The following is a 24111-nucleotide window of genomic DNA, read 5'->3' on the forward strand; positions in this document are numbered from 1 at the left end:
GCACCATCCAGCACTTTTACCCCAACAGCTTGCCGTGTTTGCGCTTGAACATAGGGAAGCGGGCTTTTAGCTTCGGATTGAAGCAGTTGGAAAAGGCAACATCGAGATTGATCACCGCCTGTTGCAACGCAATAGAGTCATATTCCTTTAGCCATGCGTATTTACGGAATTTACGGAATTTTTTCGCTACAGCCAGAAGCGGTTTAATGTCTTTACGCGGGGTTAAACTTACGCCGTGTCGTTGATAAGCGTGTTTCTTGATATGCAGAGATTTGCTGTACACAAAACGGACTGCACCGAACTGGGCGTTAAGGTGCTCCGCCTGTTCCGGTGTCGGATATATGCATACTTTCGTGGCTCTTAACATATTCAGCGCTCATTAATATATTGTATTTATTTTAACATGTTAAGTGAAAAATTCAATTGAGTAATCACCACGAATCACTGGAAGGCTTTCTTCGTAAACGGCATAGTGTAAGTAAGCTGGTTGTGCATTTAATCTTTACGACAAAATACCGCTGCAAGCTGTTTGACGGGCAGATTATCGCTCAGTTACGTGATGCTTTTGGTTCGGCTGCGGCAAAGTTGGAGTGCGAAATTATCGAGATGGATGGTGAACAAGATCACGTCCATCTGCTGATAGCGTATCCGCTAAAACTGGGGGTCAGCGTGATGGTAAATAATTTAAAGTCGGTATCGTCGCGGCTTCTCCGTCAGCAGAATACCCACTTGCGGATGCAGAGCAAAACCGGGCTGCTGTGGTCTCGTTCTTACTTTGCCTGTAGCGCCGGTGGTGCCACGATAGAAACGCTTAAAGCATACGTGCTCAGACAGAATACGCCGGAGTAGCCTGCCCTAAAGCCCTTCGGGCTTTTCGCCTTATATCCCCGCCCGCATTGGGCGAGGGTTTACAGCGGATCTTGCTAAGGCCCTCTATTAACTTACCATTCATAAAATGAATATTTAAAAAAGTTATCAATCGTGTTTTTCATCATAAGCCCTGACATAAAATTCCCCTGATGATGAGAAGTGTTTTTTTATTTCTTGTAAGCTAGGAAGTATGTTGGATGTTTTCCAAGAATCAATGAATTGTACATATGGTTTTTTATCATATTCACAGATAACCACAGCGTTGAAATCATGTCCACATTCGCCAATTATTGGAGCTATGTAGTTCTCTGCGCTAATGATAAAAGAACTTTCCCTCTTAATGTCATAACGGTTTAATATTTCTTTTTCCACCTCATCGATGGAATTTAAACAATATGATTGGTTAAGCTCATGACCAAAAATGATTTTATCAACAATGGCGCTGTCTAATCCCACTGTAGGAGAGGCAGTGTTCTTCGAACTTAATATATCCTGTCGGTGATGTATGTTATAATGTAAACACGCTGATAATAAAACGCAGTTCCCAGAGTAATGGACGTATGTATTATTTACATATCTAGCCATTTGTTTTAAATTATCTCGACTCAAATTTTGTGGATACAAAATTCTCTCTTTTGATTCAATACAAAGCGCATCTTTAATTCTCTTGACTTCATTTGAATCATTATTATTGATATTTTTTGAATTTATACGTGATATTATATCTTGGGATGACGCACTACCAGAAACTCTCATAGTTACACTACCTCAATAAAATGCGTATTACAAAACATTAAATATAATATTTTTTCAAAAAACGCTCTTGCTTATGTAATTTTCACCATTACAGTGCGGACATATCAATATGTATGAGCGTTATTCCTTTACGGTGCCGGAATTCGTCAGTAAGGGGGGAGCCTTCAATGAAAATTTGTAATTTATTGATTAATAAATTAATGAGCATTTAAAATAGCTGTTTAACGGCGTTTACTGTTCCGTTGCTCCCCAAACCCATACTTACTCTGTCATCAAACGATAAAACGGTTCCTCACGTAAAGCCTGTCTCTGCATTTCACCACCATCACGCCCACTTCGTAGTTCATTACGATAACTGAGATATTTCCAATTTTCAGGATGAACGTCTGACTCAGGACACTGTCCTGAAATAACCCCATTTTCGGATAGTCTGGATTCCAGACACTCTATAAATTGCCGTGTCTTGTGGAGAAACGACGCACTGTACTGCGAATTTTCCTGGTCTGGTTTTATATACAACGTGAACTGAGCGCCCAGGCTAACACGGGCTTGTTGAACGACCTTCTCCATATCGGTCACTTTCCACTTATCTACCGGACTGTCCTCTGAAAACAGCAATCCGGACAGCGCTTGAAATGCTTGTGGCACCATATCCCTGAGCACACTGATGTGGAACTTGTCACCGGCAAATTTGCCCTGAGACTGAGGTGATTCTCGACGAGCATGGATGAAAACATCGTAACCATGGTTATTCAGCTGAAAACCTTGGCTCATAGCAAAGAAACCACTCTGGCGCATCCCTGAATAGTCAGGCACATCCAGCGCCTCTTTAAAGTGGGATACCGGCATCTTCCGCATTTGGTTGTGCAAGGAGTTGAAATTATTTTTCAGGTGCTTATTTGTAGATGGTATTTCCGCCCCATCATAAGCAGCTACAATATTCAAAGGAGGGATGTTTAGATTTAGATTAGGCCTATTTATGGGCATGGGAAATCTCCTTTGCGATATGGATATATCGCCATATTATTAGATATAAATTCTCAGTTTTTTTAATAAAACGATTAGTTATCCAGAAAACCTCATTTTTTATCAGGCGAAAAAATGATATTTCGGTCCGTTCCGAGCAGAAAGTTAAAGAAGGGTAATGGCAAAAGTTTAGATGCACTACTTTGCGGGCCTAGGGTGACGGAAAAATCTGGGGTTCCGGAGTATAACCCCTTATAGAGCTAGGCCGCTCATACCACTTCTGGAATAGATTCTTAGTATCTATGAGTTGAGTACCCTCATGTTTATTATTCTTTTTATCCTGTTTGTGTCAGCAGTTGCATCATCACTTAATCTCAGCTTACTAAGCTGGCTTGCAAAGTCTTGGGATCCACAATTTACAATGCTTTCGATTTTGAGTTTAGTATTTGGAGGGAAAAGCATCTCTGCCTCTCCCTTAAAATGTGCAACATCTCCGAGTATTCTACCTTTATGTCCTTTTTCTAGGTATATGTTGAGAATAGTGTCATTTATCCATGCCTTATCTGGCGATGTACTCATAAAAGCTTTATCTATTATTATATTACCTATAGTAGTGTATTCCTTCAGCACATCCGATAATGCGGGCTTATCAAGCTTCAGGCCCCGGTATACGACTCTGTGATCTGTTTCGGGAAGTGAACTTAATCCCTCCGCAATATCATTTATATAAACTGACATGGCATTTTTAAACTCCTCATCACTGGGTTCATTTGTGGAAAGATAGTCTCTGGAGAGCAGAGTTTCTTTTGCCTGTGTTTCAGGATAATCATCCCCACGTAAATATTTATTAATCACACTGTACCCTTGAGCTGAATAGTACCTCAGAGCTTGAATCTGCTTTGATTCCTCTACAATCGCCCATTTTGATTTTGGTCGAGATGAATTACCTCCCATCATCGGAGGAGGCGGTGGCGGTGGCATCATATTGTTGACAGGAGCTCTTCTATAACCGTCGCCTTCATAGGCCAGCGTCCGAGCAGCGCAAAGCTGTGTCAGTATCGGATTTTCGTCATACTCCAGCAGCAGACGGGAAACCAGCGTATCGGCTTCACCCAGTTCATCAGGAAAGTGGTGGAACATCAGGACTTGGCGGCACAGGCGATGGAGGCGGATCTCAAAGCCGTAGTTATACAGGGAGAAGGGATCCTGGCGGGCGAGCCAGCTGTTCTGAGCAGTGAATGCAGGCGGTACCTGTGGATCTACACCACGTTCGCCGTAGTCAAACACTAGGGTGAACAGCCACTGTACCGCGGGTGTGGCGCTAGTCCAGAGGTACAGATCGGCGGCGGGGGTCGCGTTGCCATACTGTACCTTGCTGAGATAGCGCATGGCGCTGCGATCGCGTCCGGCCTCGTTCCCATTGAGGTCCACATTGTCACCGTTCTCCGCCAGGTAGGAGTAATAGATATGCTCGCCGGCAGGGGTCACCGACTCCTCAACCAGCCATTGCGCCGTATGAGAGGCGGCCTGCGGATCGCTGAGGCGTGCTGCGGCGGTTTTCCCCAGCAGGTGCAGGATGCCGTTACTGTCATGCAGTAACCAGAAATCATCGCCGTTGCTGTTGCCCACCCAGTACTCCAGGCGATAAAAACTGCTCTCCGTGCGGGGCTGATAGCGGGTCACCGTGTAGCTTTGCGGGAACGATACGTCACCGTACGCGAAGCAGGTGACGGGATTGGGGGCATCACCGGTGCTGAGCGTTTGAACCAGCACTTCTCCGTCCGGCCCCAGAAACTCATCGCTGTCGTTATACTGCGGCACGCCATGGCTGGTGCGGCGGGCAATGCTCATTGTCGCGCAGGACCAGCCCACGCCGAAGGGGCCATTGCCGCCACCGCTGCTGTAGTGCAGCGCCAGCGCAGGCGCAAAGCCGCGTTCGGCGCTGATGGGCAGAGGCAGCGTTATACTGGCTAGGCCGTCAGGGCCTGACTGACTCAGCGCCTTGCCCCCTTTTGGCAGGAAAGGGGGAGTGATCAGCGCTAAAGTGGCAGATGAAAAACCATTTAGTATCAACATACACTATCTCCTGAAACTGGCCGTCTGACGATGGCCAGGTATATTTTCTGCTTACAGCGTCTGCTCTACGGCCTGTTCAAAAGTGCTGCCGCCGTACAGCGCGGTAGAATGCACCTGAACAATGACGTCGCTCAGATTCTGCAGAATGGTCTGCTGCTCACTACTCTGGTAGCGCGGGAAGCTAAACTGCCGGCTGGCACGCAGAGTACCCGCAATCAACTGTTCCACCTGGGGGAACGGTAATCGCTAACTGTCGGGCAAAGGTATTCAGTGCTTCAAATGGCGTATAGTCGGCGGTTTTCAGCCCCAGATTGGTCTGGTAAAAAGAGGTCAGGTCAGTGGCGGTACTGTTGTCCGGCTCGGTCGGCAGTGTCTGCTGCTCTGGTGACAGCCGGCTGGCGAGCTCCATGGCATAGTTACTGTTATCGCCGGTCAGCGAGTTGCTCAGGAACCACGGCCAGTCAATGCTGCTCTCGCTGATAATATCTTCCAGCGACACATCGGTATTCAGCAGAGATAACTCCACCTGGTCGTGTGGAAAATGATACGGCAGCAGGGTCGGTATTTGCTGGTTAATGGCATCATTAACAACCATCAGGGTGGCCAGGTCCGGCCGACGCTCTGCCTGTCCCTGAATACCGCCGACAGCGGAACTGCTCAGGTTCGTGCCATTGTCCGGTGTCTGCTGCAAGGTCCCCCGAACTCTGCGGGTCAATTGATTTTCTCGGAACATGCAGCGGATATACTGCGCCTGGCCCATCGCCAGGTCCCAGGCTTTACCTCCGCGGGAGCCCGGCCATGACATATTGGCGTTAATAAACTGTTTACGGGTCTGACGGACAATATCAAACACGGAATAATAATTATATTTTGCAAAATTCCCTGCCGGGACCCGGATGGCGGTTTCGACCTGTGAAAGTGCCGGACTGGTGGTCTGATTCATATTCATAAATAATGATGACTCCTGAAAATAAACAGAATGAAATCCTGAAGACTGATAATGTCTGCAGGGGAATTATTTTGTATTGCCAGAAAATGAGTGGCTTATATTGAGTTTATTTATGTGCTATTTTTCTGCTGTGCGGAATCGCGGTTCCCGGTGTGCAAAGATGGCACAACAAATTAACTCAGGAATAAACAACGTTCAGCGCTCCGGCGTCGGGTCAGGCCGGGAACAACCTGACCGCTGGCGTGGTCCCATTTCAGGAATTCATTCGCTGCGCCGTCATAGTCACCGTTATTCAGTTTCTTCAGTAAAGTGGCGTGAGCCAGCGCGTTAATGCCCATGTTTTAGGTAATCCACCAGAGCATCAAACTGATTCTGTGTCAGATTGACGGCGACCAGCCGGTTTACTCCATGCTCCGCGGTGAACTACCGCTATGGAGGATGGGGATTGCTGACAATCTGAATCTGGCAAATGCCGTGAATACAGGTGTTGCGGCCCTTACGCTGCATAAGGTCAGAAGGTGGACTGTTTCAGTTCCTGCTGTATCAGTTTTATAGCTTTACGATAATCTGGTGTCTCCCGTTTCTTGGTCGGGTAATACAAGGAGGTACAGAGCGCTACGCCTTTGATGTGCAGTGCGTGATCTGTTGATAATCCCAGAGCCCGACAGACTCTGACGGGGATGAGTAACATCGCCAGCCCTTGTTGTAACCGGTACAGTGAACTGAACAAATCGACGTTATCAAAATTGAATGCAGGGTTGGTAATACCTAGTGTCTGTTCAAAAAAATGGTATATGGTGTCCTGATTAAAATTTTTAGCCCCCTCATGAAAAAGTACAGGTGTTCCGGCCAGCCTGTTGATATCAGGTTTGCCGCAGAGAAAGAATTTTTTAGGAATAAATAACATGACCCCACCCTCCACTGATGTCCGGCAGACAAGCGATTCCCGATGAAAATAATTTCTGGCAGAAATAACAATGCAGTTGTTTGTCTGACACAGTTCTTCTATTATTTGGCTGTTAACGGCTCTCCCCATTATATTTGTTTTTTGGCCGGAAATGGTCAGTGCTGAAATGATCAGATTTTTTAAACTTTCCGGATAAATTTCGTCAAATATTATTTCTAGTTGTTTCGTTTTACCCGTAGGTCCGATTTCCTGCTCCAGTGCATGTAAGAAAATATAATGGGATTTTACTTTTCGATAAATAGTTTGTGCAAATTCGGTTGGGATAAGAGTGCCATTCTTCCGTATAAAGAGTCTTTGTTTCAGCTCTCTTTCCAGGTCTGAAATAACCCTGCTCAGCGGGGTTCGGGTGATATACAGTACTGATGTTGCGATACTGAAGGAACCTGTTTCCATCAGTGTTATGAAAATTTTTAATTTTTTATTAATCAAGAAATCCATAATATCTCCTTTTTTTTCAGAATAATCCTGAAAAAATGTTTTGATGTGCAAAAACAGGATGGCGGTGACCTGTTTTTGCACAGACTGATTAGTTCTTACTAATCATGGTGTTACTGGGTAGGATTATGGGCGATAGATTTTATGCATACCCTGACTTTATTTCTGAGTGGATTTAATTGACCTGTTATGATGTATAGCTGGATAACAACGATGTATACCCATGATCAATGAAGATGCTTGGTTTCAAAAATAATCAGGATCATGCTGATGGCTATGAATGTTGAGTTGACCGCAGAACAAAAAATCGCTCTTGAAGCATTACAACGAAAAAGTCGCGATCCCATAAATGAACAGAACCGATGTACGACCGGGCCGGAATTAAACGGGAGGCGTTATTAGGCCTGGCGCACTACAGGACAGAATGCAGAGCCTTTTTATAGGTTCAGTCGAACGAAAACTCACGCCAGGCGAGAAAGGTTGTCTGAAAAATCGATTAGTGTGCACTAAATAGCTTCGCAAAATAGTAGATCACTGAAAGGGAACTCAGCCCGGATTGTGCGATCTGATCAATCGCCAAACATCACAAATCACCAACCGGACTGAGCGATGCCGATCATAGCAGCAATTCCTGATGAAGAACGACAACTGATGCGCAAAGAGGCCCAACAAACCCACGATAAAAACCATGCGCGACGGCTTATCGCCATGCTGATGCTGCATCAGGGAATGACCGTCACTGACGTTGCCAGATTACTCTGTGCCGCCCGTTCATCCGTTGGTCGATGGATAAACTGGTTTACTTTACATGGTGTTGAAGGACTAAAAAGCCTCAGACCCGGACGTGCTCCACGCTGGCCGGTCGCTGATATCCTTCAGCTCTTGTCACTATTGGTACAGCGTTCCCCGAAGGATTTTGGCTGGCTGCGCTCACGCTGGAGCACGGAGCTTCTGGCACTCGTCATCAACCGACTTTTTGATGTGACGCTGCACCGCTCCACCCTGCACCGATATCTGAGGCAGGCAGATATGGTCTGGCGCAGGGCAGCGCCAACGCTGAAAATCAAAGATCCGCACTATGAAGAAAAACGGCTTGTCATTGATCAGGCGCTGGCTCAGGAGCAGACTGCACATCCTGTGTTTTATCAGGATGAAGTCGACATCGACCTGAACCCAAAAATTGGCGCTGACTGGATGCCCAAAGGGCAACAGAAACGCATCGCCACGCCGGGACAGAACCAGAAGCATTATCTGGCAGGCGCACTGCATTCAGGTACGGGACGGGTTCACTACGTCAGTGGCAGCAGCAAGAGTTCTGATTTATTTATCAGTCTGTTAGAAACGTTACGCCGTACATACAGGCGGGCGAAAACCATCACACTGGTGGCGGATAACTACATCATCCATAAAAGCCGCAAAGTGGAACGCTGGCTGGAAGAAAACCCGAAGTTCCGGTTGCTGTTCCTGCCGATGTATTCGCCGTGGCTGAATCCGATAGAGCGACTGTGGTTGTCGTTACACGAAACCATAACGAGAAATCATCAGTGTCGGTACATGTGGCAGTTACTGAAACAGGTAGCACAATTTATGAATGCCGCTTCACTGTTTCCCGGCAATCAACAGGGTCTGGCTAAAGTGGAGCGGTAATATGCGAAGCTATTTAGTCGGGGATGGTTTTCACTGCAAACCAGGATGCATTCTAGCCTATTAAAGTGAGTACAAACAATAGAACGATTATTCAGTGGGGCCATTGAAACCACAATATCTGCTTTGCGGTAGGCAAGCAGATCTTCAGGCAGTTCGTCAGTGGTCAAAATGTCGTGATGTTCAATTTCAACCTGTGGATCTTTGCGGATATATTTAACTAATTTCATCACATATTGGGTGATCAACAGCTGTGGGCTGTAGATAATAAATTTTTTCTTCAGGCTGGACTGATTCATTATATTAATAGTTTGTTTCAGGCTGTTAAGATTATTTTCTAAATGATAATGTAAATTAATGCCTGTTACGGTAGGCGTAATTCCTTTGCCTGAACGAATAAATAGAGGGTCGTTGAATTGCGTGCGCAGGCGTTGCAATGACTGGCTTACGGCAGAAGGTGTAATATAGAGTGTTTCTGCTGCTTTGCTAATGCTTAAATGTTGATAGATACATTCAAATATAACCAACAGGTTAAGATCAAATTTTTTAAGGTCGTAAAGGTTAGCCATAGTATGTTCCCGGCATTATCATGGTATCTTCCATGATTATGACTTAATCTCAATAATTTACCAGAGTTATGTTTATTAAACTTAATGTAGAGTTTATTTAAACTAAAATACCACAGTTATGAATATTTTAGCGAGTAAATAATTACAGTAAAGGCGGACATAACGTACACTTTTATAACCACGCCGTTAGTCTAAAAAGGCTGTGTCGGATGACATGCTGGTCTGGCGTTGCGTTAATGCCAGTCAGAGGTTGGCCCGACAAACGTAGCGCTATCGGGCGTGGTACGGTTAAGCTCCAGCTTTGCTAATTTCTGCGTTAAGGCTGCCCCATCATGGCGTCCAGTTGCGCTTTTTCCGGTAAACCCACAACCTGTTGCAAAATCTTATCTTTATTCATGTAATAAATTGCTGGCGTCGCGTTAGCGCCAAGATCGTCCATTAGCTGCTGATTCTGATTAATGACTTTCATCTGCGCCGGGGGGATGGACGCCGGAACCTCCAGCTTCATCTTTCCTGCGGAGGCTTCATAGTCATGCCAGGTTTTCGCCGGGTCTGTCGCGGCTAAAATCGCTGCGGCTGTGGCCGGGCTTTCCGGTTTAATCACGCCGACCAGTAATGTGCGTAATTGTACCTTGCCGGATTCGACCCACGGACGAGCTTGTTGCCAAAACTGCTTACAATAGGGGCAGAAAGGGTCGGCGAAGACATACAGCACCACCGGCGCGTCTTTTTTACCGTCGAGTATCCATGACGCTTTTTCCATTTTCTGCCACATTTCACGTCCGGCCGGCGCATAGATCTCTTTTTCTATCAGGGCGTTGCTAAGATTTTCGCCTTTTTCATTATACATATAGCCGGAAATCGCGTGTTTACCGTCCGGCGTCAGGTAAATCGTGACGCCCATATCCTGATACTTTCCGAGATAGCCCTTCATGCCCCCCGGCGCCTCGAAGGATTTCAGGATAGTTATACCCTGTTTTTCAATGGCTTTAACCGGCGCAGGCAGTTCTTCCGCGTGGGCGAGAATGGGCAGCATAGCAAGCAGCAATGTACGTTTAATCATATTTTTTCCTTTTAATATCAAAGCGAAAAGAGTATTAATGATGATGCCTATCACAGACATAGGTAAGAGCTGGCGTGCCAGGATTGCCCTTTCTGTGCTGGGGTGATGTAATCCTTTTCGCTGTTACAGCCTTTGTTAAGGTAATGTAGAGCGCAACACTTAGCCAGCATATACGCTATGGATTTCGAGTTGCAGACAATACGTCTGTAATTTGCAAGACGAGTCGTACTGGCTCTGAAGTTACCTACGGGTAGTTCAGGTAATGGGGCCGCCTGTCAGGCGGCCTTTTTACTTTAGATGGCTGACAGGGCGCAGTGTTCACAATGTCGCCCGAATCGGGTTGTTAGTTAACGCTTATTGATTTGATAATGGAAACGCATTAGCCGAATCAGCAAAATTTCGTTAACTTACTCCTCAACGAAAACACGGAGGAAGTATAGATGTCCTTAATTAACACCAAAATCAAACCTTTCAAAAACCAGGCGTTCAAAAACGGTGAATTCATTGAAGTCACCGAGAAAGATACCGAAGGCCGCTGGAGCGTCTTCTTCTTCTACCCGGCCGATTTTACCTTTGTTTGCCCGACTGAACTGGGTGACGTTGCCGACCATTACGAAGAACTGCAGAAGCTGGGCGTAGACGTTTATTCCGTCTCAACCGATACTCACTTCACGCACAAAGCATGGCACAGCAGCTCTGAAACTATCGCAAAAATCAAATATGCGATGATCGGCGACCCGACTGGCGCCCTGACCCGTAACTTCGACAACATGCGTGAAGATGAAGGTCTGGCAGACCGTGCGACCTTTGTTGTTGACCCGCAGGGTATCATCCAGGCGATCGAAGTTACCGCTGAAGGTATCGGCCGTGACGCGTCTGACCTGCTGCGTAAAATTAAAGCAGCACAGTACGTTGCCGCTCACCCAGGCGAAGTATGCCCGGCGAAATGGAAAGAAGGCGAAGCGACTCTGGCTCCATCTTTAGACCTGGTCGGTAAAATCTAAATTTCCGTCGTCTTTCACGCCATAGCTGCGTTGGCGTCGCCTGCTCACCCCGGTCACTTACTTCAGTAAGCTCCCGGGGATTCTCAGGCTAGCCGCCTTACTCTGACGTGAAATACCTTGGAAATTGTTTCAGTCATGGGCGCACCCGCGCCCATTTCATTTCAGCACCATGACGCAAGTTGCATTAATGCAGTCCCGCGAAGTCGGCTTGCATGATGATGTTTTCAGAGAGGGAAGAAGAATGCTCGACACAAATATGAAAACCCAGCTCAGGGCTTACCTTGAGAAACTGACCAAACCTGTTGAGCTGATTGCCACGCTGGATGACAGCGCTAAATCGGCGGAAATCAAGGAACTGCTGGCTGAAATAGCCGAGCTGTCCGACAAAGTCACATTTAAAGAAGACAATACTCTGCCGGTGCGCAAGCCGTCTTTCCTGATTACGAATCCAGGTTCTCAGCAGGGGCCGCGCTTTGCCGGTTCTCCGCTGGGCCACGAATTTACCTCGCTGGTTTTGGCGCTGCTGTGGACCGGCGGTCATCCGTCAAAAGAAGCGCAGTCGCTGCTGGAGCAGATTCGCGATATTGACGGCGATTTTGAATTCGAAACTTATTATTCACTCTCCTGCCATAACTGCCCGGACGTAGTGCAGGCGCTGAACCTGATGGCGGTGCTGAACCCGCGTATTAAACATACGGCAATTGATGGCGGCACCTTCCAGAACGAAATCACCGAACGTAACGTGATGGGTGTTCCGGCGGTATTTGTTAACGGTAAAGAGTTCGGCCAGGGACGTATGACTCTGACCGAGATTGTCGCTAAAGTGGATACTGGCGCAGAAAAACGCGCGGCGGAAGCGCTGAACAAACGCGATGCGTATGACGTACTGATTGTCGGCTCCGGCCCGGCGGGCGCGGCGGCGGCGGTCTACTCGGCGCGCAAAGGCATCCGTACCGGTCTGATGGGCGAGCGCTTCGGCGGTCAGGTGCTGGATACCGTGGATATCGAAAACTATATCTCGGTGCCGAAAACCGAAGGCCAAAAACTGGCGGGCGCGCTGAAAGCGCATGTCAGCGATTACGACGTTGACGTTATCGACAGCCAGAGCGCAAGTAAACTGGTTCCGGCCGCGACAGAAGGCGGCCTGCATCAGATTGAAACGGCATCCGGCGCAGTCTTGAAAGCGCGCAGTATCATCATCGCCACCGGCGCAAAATGGCGCAATATGAATGTGCCGGGCGAAGATCAGTATCGCACCAAAGGCGTCACCTATTGCCCGCACTGCGACGGTCCGTTATTTAAAGGGAAGCGTGTGGCGGTCATCGGCGGCGGCAACTCTGGCGTTGAAGCGGCTATCGATCTGGCAGGTATTGTAGAACATGTTACGTTGCTGGAGTTCGCGCCGGAGATGAAGGCGGATCAGGTGCTACAGGACAAAGTGCGTAGTCTGAAAAATGTCGATATCATTTTGAATGCGCAAACGACAGAAGTGAAGGGCGACGGTTCGAAAGTGGTGGGGCTGGAGTATCGTGACCGTGTCAGCGGCGATATTCATAGCGTCGCGCTGGCAGGGATTTTTGTGCAGATTGGTCTGTTGCCGAATACCCACTGGCTGGAAGGCGCGCTTGAGCGTAACCGCATGGGCGAGATCATTATTGACGCCAAATGTGAAACCAGCGTTAAGGGCGTCTTCGCTGCAGGCGATTGCACCACCGTTCCTTACAAACAGATTATCATCGCCACAGGCGAAGGGGCGAAAGCCTCGTTGAGCGCCTTTGATTATCTGATTCGTACCAAAATCGCATAAAAAGAAGTAAGCACACCTGCAAGGTCAGTTAACTGGCCATCGTAAACGGCCCGATAGTGTAAGCTATTCGGGCCTGCGGTGTTTATGCCCGGGGAACGCCGCCGGGTAAAACACGTTCTTCATTATCAATACTCTGAAACCGTCTGTTAATAACAGACGGTTTTTTATTTCAACGGTCTTCTGTTTTTAAACTTTGAAACAATAAAAAAGCCTTCTACGGATTTAACTGGAATTTTTCTGTTTTTTTATCAAAGAAAGATTAAGCGCTTCCGTTAACATGCCCATTCTTTTTTCTTGATTTATATTGCATTTGTATGTGAGGTTATTTATTCATGGATTCAATCTATGAATCACTGACGGAATTAGAAAAAACAGGGCTTACATTGCGTGATTTTTTTAATTCTCATGATAGTCATTCACTGAAATCTGCCTACGTGAGATTAAATCCCTCTGCTGCGGTAAACCTTACCGACCGGGCGTGGCTGGAAGCGGAGTATGACTTTAATGCGCTATTCGTCGGTCCTGGCAAGCTGCTGGCTGCGCCTTTCGCTTCAGTGTATCTGGAGGACGATGCGCTGGTGATGGGAAAGGCGACGCTGGAGATACGGGAGTTTATGGCAGCGTTGGGATTATCGGTTAATCAGGAGAGCAATATTCCTGACGATCATATTTCCTGCGTGCTGGAGTTGACCACACTATTACTGGCTAATACCCGGCAAACGTCACCATACCGATCTACTCTCACTCAATATATCAATAACTATTTAACAAAGTGGGTGCCATTATATATCGAAAAAATAAAAACTCATGCACAAACGACCACGTTATATACGGTGGCGGACATCTTATTTTATTGGCTTGATGAATTAAAACGAGAGTATCAATATGAGTAATGAGACAGGACATCTGAACAGACGTTCTTTTTTAAAGGGGATAGTGGCACTGGGCGCCGTTGCGGCTTTACCCGGAGGATTACTGACCTCCCGATGCGCGCTTGCGCAGCCGCCTGTTCCCTTTAACCCTAAAACGTACAAAATTTATCGTAACGCGTGTCCGCGTAACTGCTATGACACCTGTAGCCTCAAGACGTGGGTAAAGGACGGGGTCATTACTTTCGTGGAAGGCGCGCCGGAATCAACATTTACTCACGGTACCCCTTGCGTCAAAGGGTTAAGCTATCCGCGCCGGGTTTATAGCCCCGATCGTATTAAATATCCCATGGCGCAGGACGTTCGCGGTAGCGGCAACTGGCGTCGCATCTCATGGGAAGAGGCGATGCAGCGCATTGCCGCCAAAATGCTGGAGATTAAGAAAAAAGACGGTTCTATGCTCGGTCTGGCGCTGACCAAATATTCCGGTAAGTTTGGCGTGCTGAACTATGCCGTTGAAGGGATGATGTCCTCGCTTGGCTACACCACCCGTTTTGCCGGTACGCCGTGCTGGCCTGCCGGTATCGACGCGCAAAACTACGACATGGGCGACATGTGGTGTAACGACCCGGAAGATATGGTGAAAGCGAAATACATCATTATCTGGGGCGCCAACCCGGCCTGGTGCTCAATGCACAGCATGAAGTACATCTATCAGGCGCGCGAGAAAGGGGCGAAGGTCGTGGTTATCGACCCGCTGCTGTCGCAGACTGCTGCCAAAGCCGATCTCTACCTGCGCGTACGGCCTGGCTCAGACGGTGCGCTGGCGCTGGGAATGGCGCGTCATCTGGTGGATAAAGGCCTGGTGGATCAGGATTTTGTCAACAACGATGCTCACGGCTATCCGGAATTTGAAGCCTATCTGCGCAATAACGTCACCGTGGAATGGGCGGCAGAAATCTGCGGCCTGTCTGCGGATGTCATTCGCCAGCTGGCGGAAGAGTTTACGGCGGTTAAGCCGGCCACGGTCTGGATTGGTTACGGGATGCAGCGTCATGTCAACGGCGGCGCCAACGTTCGCGCTATCGATGCCTTTGTCGCTATGTCCGGCAACATCGGTGCCGAAGGCGGCGGCGCGCGTTATGGCCATCTGCATACCTGGGGCTTTAACTATAACGCCATGCTGCAGAAGCCGCCGGTGGGCGCTATTGGCATACCGGGAGCGGCGGGCACCACCAGTGAATTCGGGGCTGCCGCTGGCAGCGACGCCGTGCAGTACTCCGATCGCTCTCTGAATATCAACCAGACGGCGCAGGGGATTCTGGAGGCCAACGATCCGCCGGTTCGTATGCTGTGGGTCACCTGTAAAAACCCGTTTGCCCAGGATTTCGATCGCAGCAAGATGAAAAAAGCGTTTGAAAAACTGGAAATGGTGGTTTGCGCCGATCAGTTCTTCAACGAAACGGTGCAACACGCTGATATCGTGCTGCCCGTTACCACCGCGTTTGAAGAGTGGAACGTGGATGCTTCTTACTGGCACTACTGGCTTTCCATTAATCAGCCGGCGATTAAGCCGATGTATGAAGCAAAATGCGACCTTGAAATCGCTACCATGCTGTCGCGCACCATTAATAAGATGGCGCCGGGTTCCTGTACCTTCCCGCAAGAGTTCGATCACAAGCGCTGGCTGGATCAGGAGTTCAACGACGGTATGGCGAAAATGTTTGGCATCTCTTCCTGGGACGATCTGCTGGACGGGCCGAAAAAAGCGATCCTGCCAAGTTCTGCCGCCTGGTACGATCGCAAGTTCAAAACGCCGTCAGGCAAGTATGAATTTAAATCTGAACTGGCGGAGAAAAACGGCCACACCGCGCTGCCGGAATACAAACCGGAAGCCGAGAGCAAACTGCCGTTCCATCTGTTTACGCCGCACGTGCAGTTTGGCCTGCACTCGCAGTTTATCAACCTGGACTGGATGCAGGTGTTCTACCCGGAACCGTTCGTTTATATCCATCCTTCTTCCGCGAAGAAAAAGGGCATCAGCGAGAACGATCTGGTCAAAGTTTTCAATGGCACCGGTGAAGTTGAGCTGCGGGCAAAAGTCACCACCAACGTGCCGGAAGATTTTCTGGTGATGTATGAAGCGTGGTTCCCGAAACGGCAGTACAACGTGCAAAACGTCGTGGCCGATACGCCTGCTGATATGGGGCTGATGAAAACTGGCGCGCCGGGCGCCGCTATCCACAGTCAGTTTGCTGACGTTGTATTGATCGGTAAAGGGGAATCCGTAGCATGAGACGTGCGTTTTTAGTGAATAGCGATAAGTGCATCGGCTGCCGCGGCTGTGCTATGGCGTGTAAAAGCTTTAACCAACTGGAGCCGGATCGCTTCTGGCGCTACGTTTATCCGTTGGATAAAGACATCTATCCACATGAAGAGCGGGCGTTTTACTCGCTGGCCTGTAACCACTGCGAACATCCGGCCTGCGTCGCCGCCTGTCCGGTCGAAGCCTATACCAAACGTGAAGATGGCGTGGTGGTGCATAACCCTGAGCGCTGCATCGGCTGTAAAAACTGTATTCGCAACTGTCCTTATGGCGCGCCGCGTTTTAATGAAGAGACGCGTAAAGCGGAAAAATGCAGTATGTGCTACGAGCGTCTTGATATCGGTATGAATCCGGCGTGCGTAAACGCCTGTCCGGTGGGCGCCTTGTCGATTATCGATTTGGATGCCGATCCTGTGCCCGATAATGCGGTGCAGTATCCGCCAGGGTTCCCGCATATGCCACAGCTTAATCCAGGAACGCGCTTTATTCTGGCGCGCCAGCCTAAGCAGCCGGAGGACAAGTAATGGAAAAATATGAACTGCCGCTGGTGTTTTTTACGGTATTAAGCCAGATGTCTGTCGGGATGGCTTTGGTACTGACATGGCGTACGCTGCGTGGTGAAGTGGAAGGCCAGCGTTTCTGTTGGTTGGCCACCGGGCTGGTGCTGGCACTGGCGTCTATTGCCGCGATTCTGCATCTGGCGCATCCCGATCGCGCTTATGATGCGCTGATTAACCTGCGACATGCCTGGTTAAGTCGGGAAATCCTGGGCGCCACGTTGTTTGGCGCAGCGGTCGGCGTAACGTTCCTGGCAAAGGGACATAAAGCGATGGCTCTTATCGCCTCCGTGTTCGGCGTGTTACTGGTGGCGGTGCAGGGGATGACCTACGCCGCGCCAGCGATGGTGGCTATCGCTAATGGGTTTACCATGCTGTTATTTTTTATTACGGTATGGGTCATGGGTTGCGCGGCGATTCCGCTGTTAAAACTCAGGCCTGCCGTTCCTGCGTTACGCCAGGGGATTGTGGTGTGTATCGCGGTACTTATCGCGGCGCCGCTGGTGTGGTTAAGCGGGGGAACGGTAATGCAGATGACGGCGCGTTCATGGTTGGCTTCACCGTTTTATCTGGCAAGCCTGGTCTGCCTTGCGCTCGCTTTTGTCGCCAGCCGTCACGGTGATTCGCGCCCGAAACTCCTGTTCGTCTTGTTATTCGTCGGCGTATTTCTGAGTCGGCTGGTCTTTTTTGGCGACACGGTGAGTACTATTGTGAATATCGGGCATTTGTACTAACGATGATGCAGTAAAAAGCCCTGCCAGGCGTGACCTGGCAGGGCGTGTCAGTTTTTAGCCGCCAGAGTTAACGCACAACCAATACCGGCAGCGTTGCATGGCGCGCCACGCTTGAGGCGTTAGACCCCAACAGGTGTGTCGTGATGGACGGATTACGCGAACCGATTACCACGACATCCGCATCCAGTTCTTCGCCCATCTCATTGACGACATCGCGCACGCTACCAAAGCGAACATGCGTTTTAATTCGTGAAGGATCGATACTGAAGTGTCCCACCATCGTTTGCAGACGCGTTTCCGCCTCATGCTGTAAATGTTCTTCAAAGCGACGCACGTCGGCGGCAAAGCGGTGCAGACTCATGCTCGCGGACCCAGGCAGTACATGCAACAGATGAATGACGCCATCCTGTTGCGCCAGAAACTCAGCGTGGCGAATGGCTTTATCGCTAAGTTCCATTTCAAAAACATCAACCGGCATAATGATTGTCTTATACATACCCGTTACTCCCTGTTAATCAATACTGAATTTATTCAAGCATATAATAATGTTTCTTTCTGCTATTTGTCTGGCAATTTTAAATATTGCGACAACCTGACGTTAAAAAAGTCGTGTATTTTCCAGGAAAAATCCTAAAGCCGCCTGTTTTTCCGGCAGTCTCTCCGGGATAGCTACCCTTTTATAGTCGAACGCAACATTCACCGTTACCCCGGAGGCTGCATGAAAGCATTGACGTATCACGGTCCACATCACGTAAAGGTTGAAAACGTACCCGATCCCGGCATTGAGCAGCCTGACGATATCATTTTGCGTGTTACCGCCACCGCGATTTGCGGATCTGATTTGCATCTCTATCGCGGCAAGATCCCACAGGTAAAACATGGTGATATTTTCGGCCATGAATTTATGGGCGAGGTGGTGGAAACCGGACATGATGTGAAGAATATTCGGAAAGGGGATCGGGTCGTTATCCCGTTTGTCATTGCCTGTGGTGACTGCTTTTTCTGTCGGCTACAGCAATATTCAGCGTGTGAAAACACTAACGACGGACACGGCGCGACGATGAATAAAAAACAGATCCCACCGCCGGCGGCGCTGTTTGGGTATAGCCATCTGTATGGCGGCGTTCCCGGCGGACAGGCCGAATATGTTCGCGTGCCAAAAGGTAATGTCGGTCCATTTAAGGTGCCGCCGCTGTTATCTGACGATAAAGCGCTGTTTCTTTCTGATATTTTGCCTACCGCCTGGCAGGCGGCAAAAAATGCCCAGATTCAGCAAGGTTCCAGCGTGGCGGTTTTTGGCGCAGGGCCGGTAGGATTACTGACTATCGCCTGTGCGCGACTGCTGGGCGTGGAGCAGATCTTCGTCGTTGATCACCACGCCTGGCGCCTGCGTTTCGCCGAAGAACGTTACGGCGCGATACCGATCAACTTCGATGATGAGAACGAGCCGGCGGAAAAAATCATCGAGCAGACGGCAGGACACCGCGGCGTGGACGCGGTAATTGATGCCGTAGGCTTTGAAGCGAAAGGCAGCTTGACGGAGACGGTTCTGACGAACCTTAAACTGGAAGGCAGCAGCGGCAAAGCGCTGCGACAATGTATCGCGGCGGTCAGACGCGGCGGCGTGGTCAGCGTGCCCGGCGTGTATGCCGGTTTTATTCACGGCTTTTTATTCGGCGACGCCTTTGATAAGGGGCTAACTTTTAAAATGGGTCAAACCCATGTTCACGCGTGGCTGGGGGAATTATTACCGCTTATTGAAAAAGGGTTGCTGAAGCCGGAGGAGATTGTCACGCACTATATGCCGTTTGAAGAGGCGGCGCGCGGCTACGAAATTTTCGAAAAACGCGAAGAAGAGTGCTGGAAGGTTATCCTGGTGCCGGGAGCGACGTCGGCACAAGCGGCGCAGAAACAGGCGACGGGAGTAATCAACCCGATGCCAGGCGGCGTTGTCTGAAACAGGCAAATGAAAGGGCTAACGGAAAGAGGATGCGCAGGCATCCTCTGTGTAAACGCATTAACGCTTATGCAGATGGTTTAACGCAGGAAGTCGCCCGCGGCTTCAGGCTGATATTCGAGTTCCAGCACTTCGAGATGGGTGGAGGCACCGCCCGGCAGTTCCCAGTGAATGGTGTCGCCGACGCGCAGTCCCAGCAACGCCGCGCCGACGGGCGCCATTACCGAAAGCTGGGTACTGCTGTCCGTCATATTGGCGGGGTACACCAGCGTCCGCACGCGTGTTTCACCATCGCTCAAATTGCGGAATTTAACGCGGCTGTTCATGGTGACGACATCGTTCGGCATCTCTTGTGGCGAACACATTTGCGCGCGATCCAGTTCGGCGTTGAGCGCGTCGGCAATCGGCAGATCCGCATACGCAGGCTGTTCCAGAAGACGATCAATACGTTCGGCGTCAAGGTCGTTAATGATAATAGTGGGTCTGGACATTTCTTACTCCATGTCATCGATACTGCGAGTAGTGCAGGTAAATGGTCCCAAAAGAAAACCCTCACCGTCTGGCGGCGAGGGTTTAACTCTCATGATGATACTGAGACTTACCCCGTCTTTGAAGTGATTTAGTTCACATTCGGGTAAATCCTCAAACGTCATAGCCCTGAGTGAATTTTAGTCTACATTCGGGCGTGTTCTCAAATGTGGCTACGGTTTTAAACCTCTGCTTCGTCAATAACCGGCTTTATCGATAATAAACTGTTTCCCGCAGTTGCCGGGATGCGGCTGCGGCAGGAATGAGGCAAAGGAGAGCGGGGCGTTAATCATCGACGCCTTTAATGAAAACTGAATCTCTGTTAAATAGGCGGGATTGCCATGGCAGTTTACTTTAACGGCTTTGACATTATCCTGGCCCCACGTTTGTGCGACGACGCTATCAAACTCAGCGCGGCTAACGGTCTTGCCGTAATTATCCGCCAGAAACTGCCCCAGCGCGCTGTCTTTTATCGCCTTATCCAGCCGTATCATGGTGCCGAAATAGGCATTGGGATCAAACCCGAAACAGGCGCCATGTTTGGCATATTCGTAGCGCTCCAGACAGGAATTCCCCCCCGCGCCGGGCATCACTTCCTTAAGCGCTGTCGCGATGTCAGGCGAAAGTCCGGGGGTGGGGGCTGAGCATTTCCGGCTGGCCTTGACTTCAGGCAGATTCGGGATTGGCCGCGTCGCACAACCAAAGCGCTGCCAGCGTCTCTGGTCAACACCGCGTGCGGCGATAGATTTGGGTAATCCTGGCCACAGGCCGTGGACGGTCAGAAAGTCTGCTTTGTTGGCTGGCTCTTTTTGCAGACGGCACTCATCGGGTTCCCGATGGCGGCGTTCATGCTGGCTTTGACAAAAACCGGTTTGCCAGGAAAGCGCCAACACATAGTCAGTGAAATCACCGTACTGTTGCGCCTGAAGTTCGTCGGCGTTGGCGGCAAAAATCGGGGTTAAGAGGGCAGCCAGCAGCGGACTGTAATGCCATATTGTGTTCATGATGAATTCGATAATTTATAGTCATTATGAATGTTACTCATTTAATCATAAAAAATGCCGCTCAGGTGAACCTGAACGGCATCATTTTTAACCTGCGTTGGCGTAATGTTTAATTCCACATTGCCAGAATCGGCCAGCCCACCAGCAACAGCATCGCGATATAGATAACGCCAAAGATTGCGCCAAGCCGCCAGTAGTCTCTGGATTTCACGTAACCGCAGCCGTAGATAATCACACCAGGGCCGGTGGCATACGGCGTCAGACAGCCCATGATCCCGATAGACAGCACCAGCAGAATACACAGTTGTTCCATCGGAACGCCCGGAATGCCTTTACCCACCGCCAGAATGACCGGCAGCATGGTCGCGGTGTGAGCGGAAAGACTGGCGAACAGATAGTGCGCGAAATAGAACACCAGTACCAGTACAATCACGGTTGCATCCGGCGAGAAACCTTCCAGATGCGTACTCATGGTATTGGCGAACCAGTCAATAAAGCCGGAGCGGGTTAAGCCATTGGCCATGACCACCAGCGTAGCGAGGTTCACCAGGGTGTTCCAGGCGCTGTTGTAGCGCGTAATGTCTTTCCACGGCACGACATGCAGCGCCAGCATCAGCGAGACGGCCAGCAGACCCACGGCAGTGGCGTTGATGATTTTTCCACCAAAAACCCACAATCCTAAGCTAAGCAGCACCAGGCCAATCAGCGTCCACTCTTTGCGGGACAGACGCCCCATGTTTTTTAACTCGCCGCCAGCCCAGGCCGCGACTTCCGCACTGTGGGTCACTTCAGGTTTATAAAGCACATAGGAGAGCCACGGCGCAACGATCAGTAAAATAATCCCTACCGGCAGAAAGCTGAGAAACCACTGCAGCCAGCTAATCTGGACCCCGGCGATCTTGCTGACGAACTCCAGACCTAACACGTTTGGCGCCGCGCCAGTGACAAACATCGAAGAGCTCAGGCTGGTACTGATCACCATCATCCACATCAAATAACCGCCGATGCGGCGTGCGGAAGGATCGTTTGGAAACGATTTAAACAGCGGCGGCAGGTTCTTGATGACCGGGAAGACAGTCCCGCCGGTACGAGCCGTATTGGAGGGAGTAAACGGCGCCAGCAAAATATCGATAATGACAATCGCATAGCCGAGCGTCAGCGTGCGTTTACCCATGAATTTTACCAAAAACAGCGCAATGCGGCGCCCCAGCCCGGTCACTTCGTAGCCCAGCGCGAAAATAAACGCGCCGAAAACCAGCCAGACCGTGGTGCTGGAGAAACCGGCAAGCCCCCATTTCAGCGCCTGTTTACTGGCTTTAAATGCCGGATCGGCCAGTTCTGAAGCGTCAAATAGCAGGTAATTGCTGCCGATAACGCAAATGGTTACGGCGATAAAACTGATCGCTGTCGCCGGGATCGGCTCCAGGATCATACCGACAATCATCGCGACGAAAACCGCAAAATAGTGCCAGGCCTGCGGCGGCATACCATCTGGAACAGGAATTAGCAACATGACGCCCATCACTACTAATGGGGCCAACAACTTCCATATATTATCTTTGGATAAAGACATAAATGACTCTCCGGAAAGGATATTTTCTATAATTGTGTTAATGATTAACTTGCGAAATTTGCGCTAAAAACCAGGTCACGATCAGCAGATCGGCGCTACCGCCTGGGCTGAGATTGCGTTCAATGCATTGCTGATCGAACCGGTGGAGATAAACGAGATCGTCAGGCGTCCGTATGCCGCCCTGATGTAATAAGACCGCCGCCTGCTGCTGTAACCAGCGCAGACCGTCCGCCCCGCCGCGCGACGCGACGTTGGTATCGCCGTTAAGCGACATCAGCAGCAGTAAGGTATCAAGCAGCGCCAGTTCCGGATCGCGCCCCTGCGCCAGCAATGCGCGGTAGTGCGGTAACGCGTGGCGGATGACCAGCGGATAGCCCGCTTCCGCTTCGCCGCGCGCGCCGGTTAATCCCAGTTGCTGATACAGCCGCTGACCTGCGGTGAGCTGTAGGTTGTTCTGGCGCAGTTCGCGCGTGGTCAGGCCGCGGCAAAAATCGGCGGCGGTAGCGCAGAGTGTTTCTGCAGCGATCGGCTGGCGTAGCTGATACAGGCGGCCAATGGCGGCGCACAGTAACCCCAGCGAGAAAATGCTGCCTTTATGGGTATTGACGCCCGCCGTTGCGCGAAACATCGCTGCTTCACAGGCCATCCCCAATGGACGCAGGCCCGCCAGAACTGACTCTGGCGGCAGGCGCGTGCAGCTGGCGCCATATTCCATAAAGCGCGGCAGCCAGTGTCGAATCGCCTCCGCGCTGCGGTGAAAATCCGCCAGCGCCATATCTTTGTGCGCGCCGCAGTTTAGTCGGTCTACCAGACCGGGTTTTGGCGATAAATTTACCTCGGTCAGCATGGCGCGCCAGGCCAAATCGGCCCAGGCGTCATACAGCGACTGAGGCTGAATGGAGGCGTTAGTCGGGTTGGCGGGAATCGGCATCATGCAGCAGCGCCTCCATATGAATCAGTAAATCAGTCAGCGCGTGGGTTTTACCCCGCGCGCATTCAGCCGCGCTTTGCCCGCACAGCAGACAGCGGCGAGCGGGAAGCGCGAAATGGCGGCGGGAGAGTATTTCGCCTTCCGCCGTCAGGACATCGATATCCCACAGGCGCCCCAGTGGATAACGCTGTTCAAGCGCGATGGTCGCCTGTTTGAGCGCCTGAGCGGGCGCGTCAATCGCCAGCAGTCCTTCCGGCCCGCTGGCGGAAGCCAGTGCAGCCTGCTCCCGGATGGTCCAGCCATACTCTTCTGCCAGCGTGTGCAGGGCAGTCACGCCGTGATTAAAGATCCGGCGGGTTAACGCGCTGTCTTTCATCGGGCCTGGCGCCACCACGGTAAAGGAGACCAGTGGAGTGGCGTGGCGCGTTAGCCAGGCGCGCTGTCTTGCTTGTCTCTCATCCCGGCTGGCGAGCAGCTCAGGAATAGAAACGTCGTGACAGGTGGCGAGTTCAGGAAACAGGCGCAT

23 protein-coding genes and 2 pseudogenes are annotated in these 24111 nt (G+C 50.2%); 9 read left to right on the forward strand and 16 right to left on the reverse strand.

Going from position 1 to position 24111, the window contains the following annotated elements; translation table 11 throughout:
- Nucleotides 1–16: 16 nt before the first annotated feature.
- The gene (locus tag J4728_RS04900) at nucleotides 17–367 is read right to left on the reverse strand and encodes a helix-turn-helix domain-containing protein (RefSeq protein WP_001541541.1); all 351 of its coding nucleotides are present in this window, start codon (nucleotides 365–367) and stop codon (nucleotides 17–19) included.
- Nucleotides 368–423: 56 nt separating this feature from the next.
- Here J4728_RS04900 and tnpA point away from each other — a divergent pair, with 56 nt between their 5' ends.
- Nucleotides 424–849 (forward strand): IS200/IS605 family transposase, encoded by a 426-nt coding sequence (tnpA, locus tag J4728_RS04905; RefSeq protein WP_000064919.1) that lies wholly within the window; start codon nucleotides 424–426, stop codon nucleotides 847–849.
- A gap of 126 nt (nucleotides 850–975) precedes the next feature.
- Here tnpA and spvD read toward each other — a convergent pair whose 3' ends face one another.
- The 7 genes and pseudogenes from spvD to spvR all read right to left on the reverse strand — a co-directional run bounded on the left by spvD (nucleotide 976) and on the right by spvR (nucleotide 7022).
- Nucleotides 976–1626, reverse strand: a complete 651-nt coding sequence (gene spvD / locus J4728_RS04910) for an SPI-2 type III secretion system effector cysteine hydrolase SpvD (protein WP_058107030.1) — start codon at nucleotides 1624–1626, stop codon at nucleotides 976–978.
- A gap of 261 nt (nucleotides 1627–1887) precedes the next feature.
- Nucleotides 1888–2613 carry a type III secretion system effector phosphothreonine lyase SpvC gene (gene spvC, locus J4728_RS04915; RefSeq protein ID WP_001122242.1) on the reverse strand — a complete coding sequence of 242 codons (726 nt, stop codon included), beginning with the start codon at nucleotides 2611–2613 and terminating at the stop codon, nucleotides 1888–1890.
- Between the two features lie 279 nt (nucleotides 2614–2892).
- Nucleotides 2893–4668 (reverse strand): SPI-2 type III secretion system effector NAD(+)--protein-arginine ADP-ribosyltransferase SpvB, encoded by a 1776-nt coding sequence (gene spvB / locus J4728_RS04920; RefSeq protein WP_001676648.1) that lies wholly within the window; start codon nucleotides 4666–4668, stop codon nucleotides 2893–2895.
- Between the two features lie 51 nt (nucleotides 4669–4719).
- Nucleotides 4720–4887: a hypothetical protein gene (locus tag J4728_RS04925; RefSeq protein ID WP_001526987.1), complete on the reverse strand. Its 168-nt coding sequence runs from the start codon at nucleotides 4885–4887 to the stop codon at nucleotides 4720–4722.
- Nucleotides 4850–5617, reverse strand: coding sequence for a virulence protein SpvA (spvA, locus tag J4728_RS04930; protein WP_001541537.1), 768 nt, complete (start codon nucleotides 5615–5617; stop codon nucleotides 4850–4852). The genes J4728_RS04925 and spvA overlap by 38 nt, the downstream gene beginning before the upstream one ends.
- A gap of 173 nt (nucleotides 5618–5790) precedes the next feature.
- Nucleotides 5791–6031, reverse strand: a pseudogene (locus J4728_RS04935) (lysozyme); the annotation flags it as partial.
- Between the two features lie 97 nt (nucleotides 6032–6128).
- Nucleotides 6129–7022, reverse strand: a complete 894-nt coding sequence (spvR, locus tag J4728_RS04940; RefSeq protein WP_208211395.1) for a virulence genes transcriptional activator SpvR — start codon at nucleotides 7020–7022, stop codon at nucleotides 6129–6131.
- Between the two features lie 606 nt (nucleotides 7023–7628).
- Here spvR and J4728_RS04950 point away from each other — a divergent pair.
- A complete protein-coding gene (locus tag J4728_RS04950) occupies nucleotides 7629–8666 on the forward strand; it encodes an IS630 family transposase (RefSeq protein WP_208211342.1) in 1038 nt (345 codons plus the stop codon).
- A 2-nt stretch (nucleotides 8667–8668) separates the two neighbouring features.
- Here the strand turns inward: J4728_RS04950 and J4728_RS04955 are convergent.
- Nucleotides 8669–9232: pseudogene (locus J4728_RS04955) on the reverse strand (LysR family transcriptional regulator); the annotation flags it as partial.
- A gap of 316 nt (nucleotides 9233–9548) precedes the next feature.
- Entirely contained in the window at nucleotides 9549–10295 is a 747-nt protein-coding gene (dsbG, locus tag J4728_RS04960; RefSeq protein WP_208211345.1) for a thiol:disulfide interchange protein DsbG, read from the reverse strand.
- A gap of 440 nt (nucleotides 10296–10735) precedes the next feature.
- On the opposite strand from dsbG, the gene ahpC reads away from it, so the two are divergent.
- The 6 genes from ahpC to J4728_RS04990 all read left to right on the forward strand — a co-directional run bounded on the left by ahpC (nucleotide 10736) and on the right by J4728_RS04990 (nucleotide 17592).
- Entirely contained in the window at nucleotides 10736–11299 is a 564-nt protein-coding gene (ahpC, locus tag J4728_RS04965; RefSeq protein WP_000052802.1) for an alkyl hydroperoxide reductase subunit C, read from the forward strand.
- 241 nt (nucleotides 11300–11540) lie between these two features.
- Nucleotides 11541–13106, forward strand: a complete 1566-nt coding sequence (gene ahpF, locus J4728_RS04970; protein ID WP_000887644.1) for an alkyl hydroperoxide reductase subunit F — start codon at nucleotides 11541–11543, stop codon at nucleotides 13104–13106.
- Between the two features lie 332 nt (nucleotides 13107–13438).
- Entirely contained in the window at nucleotides 13439–13999 is a 561-nt protein-coding gene (locus J4728_RS04975; protein ID WP_000377428.1) for a molecular chaperone, read from the forward strand.
- Nucleotides 13992–16271, forward strand: a complete 2280-nt coding sequence (locus tag J4728_RS04980) for a molybdopterin-dependent oxidoreductase (protein ID WP_208211348.1) — start codon at nucleotides 13992–13994, stop codon at nucleotides 16269–16271. Before J4728_RS04975 ends, J4728_RS04980 begins: the two co-directional genes overlap by 8 nt.
- On the forward strand, nucleotides 16268–16825 hold the full coding sequence (locus J4728_RS04985) for a 4Fe-4S dicluster domain-containing protein (RefSeq protein WP_001250381.1): 558 nt from the start codon (nucleotides 16268–16270) through the stop codon (nucleotides 16823–16825). Before J4728_RS04980 ends, J4728_RS04985 begins: the two co-directional genes overlap by 4 nt.
- Nucleotides 16825–17592, forward strand: a complete 768-nt coding sequence (locus tag J4728_RS04990; RefSeq protein WP_000417089.1) for a dimethyl sulfoxide reductase anchor subunit family protein — start codon at nucleotides 16825–16827, stop codon at nucleotides 17590–17592. The genes J4728_RS04985 and J4728_RS04990 overlap by 1 nt, the downstream gene beginning before the upstream one ends.
- A gap of 67 nt (nucleotides 17593–17659) precedes the next feature.
- Here J4728_RS04990 and uspG read toward each other — a convergent pair whose 3' ends face one another.
- Nucleotides 17660–18088, reverse strand: coding sequence for a universal stress protein UspG (gene uspG / locus J4728_RS04995; protein ID WP_208211350.1), 429 nt, complete (start codon nucleotides 18086–18088; stop codon nucleotides 17660–17662).
- Nucleotides 18089–18310: 222 nt separating this feature from the next.
- Between uspG and J4728_RS05000 the strand changes: the two genes are divergently transcribed.
- Nucleotides 18311–19549, forward strand: coding sequence for a zinc-dependent alcohol dehydrogenase (locus tag J4728_RS05000; protein WP_208211354.1), 1239 nt, complete (start codon nucleotides 18311–18313; stop codon nucleotides 19547–19549).
- An 80-nt stretch (nucleotides 19550–19629) separates the two neighbouring features.
- On the opposite strand, the gene rnk is transcribed toward J4728_RS05000, so the two are convergent.
- The 5 genes from rnk to citX form a co-directional block, all read right to left on the reverse strand.
- Entirely contained in the window at nucleotides 19630–20040 is a 411-nt protein-coding gene (gene rnk, locus J4728_RS05005; protein WP_000089748.1) for a nucleoside diphosphate kinase regulator, read from the reverse strand.
- 234 nt (nucleotides 20041–20274) lie between these two features.
- Nucleotides 20275–21081 carry a ribonuclease I gene (gene rna, locus J4728_RS05010; RefSeq protein ID WP_001092575.1) on the reverse strand — a complete coding sequence of 269 codons (807 nt, stop codon included), beginning with the start codon at nucleotides 21079–21081 and terminating at the stop codon, nucleotides 20275–20277.
- 109 nt (nucleotides 21082–21190) lie between these two features.
- Complete coding sequence (gene citT, locus J4728_RS05015) at nucleotides 21191–22654, reverse strand: citrate/succinate antiporter CitT (protein WP_000059029.1); 1464 nt, start codon at nucleotides 22652–22654, stop codon at nucleotides 21191–21193.
- Nucleotides 22655–22691: 37 nt separating this feature from the next.
- Nucleotides 22692–23588, reverse strand: a complete 897-nt coding sequence (gene citG, locus J4728_RS05020; RefSeq protein WP_000982655.1) for a triphosphoribosyl-dephospho-CoA synthase CitG — start codon at nucleotides 23586–23588, stop codon at nucleotides 22692–22694.
- Nucleotides 23560–24111, reverse strand: coding sequence for a citrate lyase holo-[acyl-carrier protein] synthase (gene citX / locus J4728_RS05025; protein WP_001236072.1), 552 nt, complete (start codon nucleotides 24109–24111; stop codon nucleotides 23560–23562). The genes citG and citX overlap by 29 nt, the downstream gene beginning before the upstream one ends.

This window comes from Salmonella sp. 32070601201500089SM (assembly GCF_017573605.1).
Taxonomy (GTDB): Bacteria; Pseudomonadota; Gammaproteobacteria; order Enterobacterales; family Enterobacteriaceae; genus Salmonella; species Salmonella enterica.

Bases quoted from the DNA above. Each gene is read 5' to 3' on its own strand.
- J4728_RS04990 (WP_000417089.1), top strand. From the start codon at position 16,825: ATGGAAAAATATGAACTGCCGCTGGTGTTTTTTACGGTATTAAGCCAG.
- spvD (WP_058107030.1), bottom strand. From the start codon at position 1,626: ATGAGAGTTTCTGGTAGTGCGTCATCCCAAGATATAATATCACGTATA.
- spvA (WP_001541537.1), bottom strand. From the start codon at position 5,617: ATGAATATGAATCAGACCACCAGTCCGGCACTTTCACAGGTCGAAACC.
- J4728_RS04900 (WP_001541541.1), bottom strand. From the start codon at position 367: ATGTTAAGAGCCACGAAAGTATGCATATATCCGACACCGGAACAGGCG.
- ahpC (WP_000052802.1), top strand. From the start codon at position 10,736: ATGTCCTTAATTAACACCAAAATCAAACCTTTCAAAAACCAGGCGTTC.
- citT (WP_000059029.1), bottom strand. From the start codon at position 22,654: ATGTCTTTATCCAAAGATAATATATGGAAGTTGTTGGCCCCATTAGTA.
- J4728_RS04980 (WP_208211348.1), top strand. From the start codon at position 13,992: ATGAGTAATGAGACAGGACATCTGAACAGACGTTCTTTTTTAAAGGGG.
- spvR (WP_208211395.1), bottom strand. From the start codon at position 7,022: ATGGATTTCTTGATTAATAAAAAATTAAAAATTTTCATAACACTGATG.
- J4728_RS04950 (WP_208211342.1), top strand. From the start codon at position 7,629: ATGCCGATCATAGCAGCAATTCCTGATGAAGAACGACAACTGATGCGC.
- rnk (WP_000089748.1), bottom strand. From the start codon at position 20,040: ATGTCCAGACCCACTATTATCATTAACGACCTTGACGCCGAACGTATT.
- dsbG (WP_208211345.1), bottom strand. From the start codon at position 10,295: ATGATTAAACGTACATTGCTGCTTGCTATGCTGCCCATTCTCGCCCAC.
- spvC (WP_001122242.1), bottom strand. From the start codon at position 2,613: ATGCCCATAAATAGGCCTAATCTAAATCTAAACATCCCTCCTTTGAAT.
- uspG (WP_208211350.1), bottom strand. From the start codon at position 18,088: ATGTATAAGACAATCATTATGCCGGTTGATGTTTTTGAAATGGAACTT.
- rna (WP_001092575.1), bottom strand. From the start codon at position 21,081: ATGAACACAATATGGCATTACAGTCCGCTGCTGGCTGCCCTCTTAACC.
- J4728_RS04975 (WP_000377428.1), top strand. From the start codon at position 13,439: ATGGATTCAATCTATGAATCACTGACGGAATTAGAAAAAACAGGGCTT.
- spvB (WP_001676648.1), bottom strand. From the start codon at position 4,668: ATGTTGATACTAAATGGTTTTTCATCTGCCACTTTAGCGCTGATCACT.
- J4728_RS05000 (WP_208211354.1), top strand. From the start codon at position 18,311: ATGAAAGCATTGACGTATCACGGTCCACATCACGTAAAGGTTGAAAAC.
- J4728_RS04985 (WP_001250381.1), top strand. From the start codon at position 16,268: ATGAGACGTGCGTTTTTAGTGAATAGCGATAAGTGCATCGGCTGCCGC.
- ahpF (WP_000887644.1), top strand. From the start codon at position 11,541: ATGCTCGACACAAATATGAAAACCCAGCTCAGGGCTTACCTTGAGAAA.
- citG (WP_000982655.1), bottom strand. From the start codon at position 23,588: ATGATGCCGATTCCCGCCAACCCGACTAACGCCTCCATTCAGCCTCAG.
- citX (WP_001236072.1), bottom strand. From the start codon at position 24,111: ATGCGCCTGTTTCCTGAACTCGCCACCTGTCACGACGTTTCTATTCCT.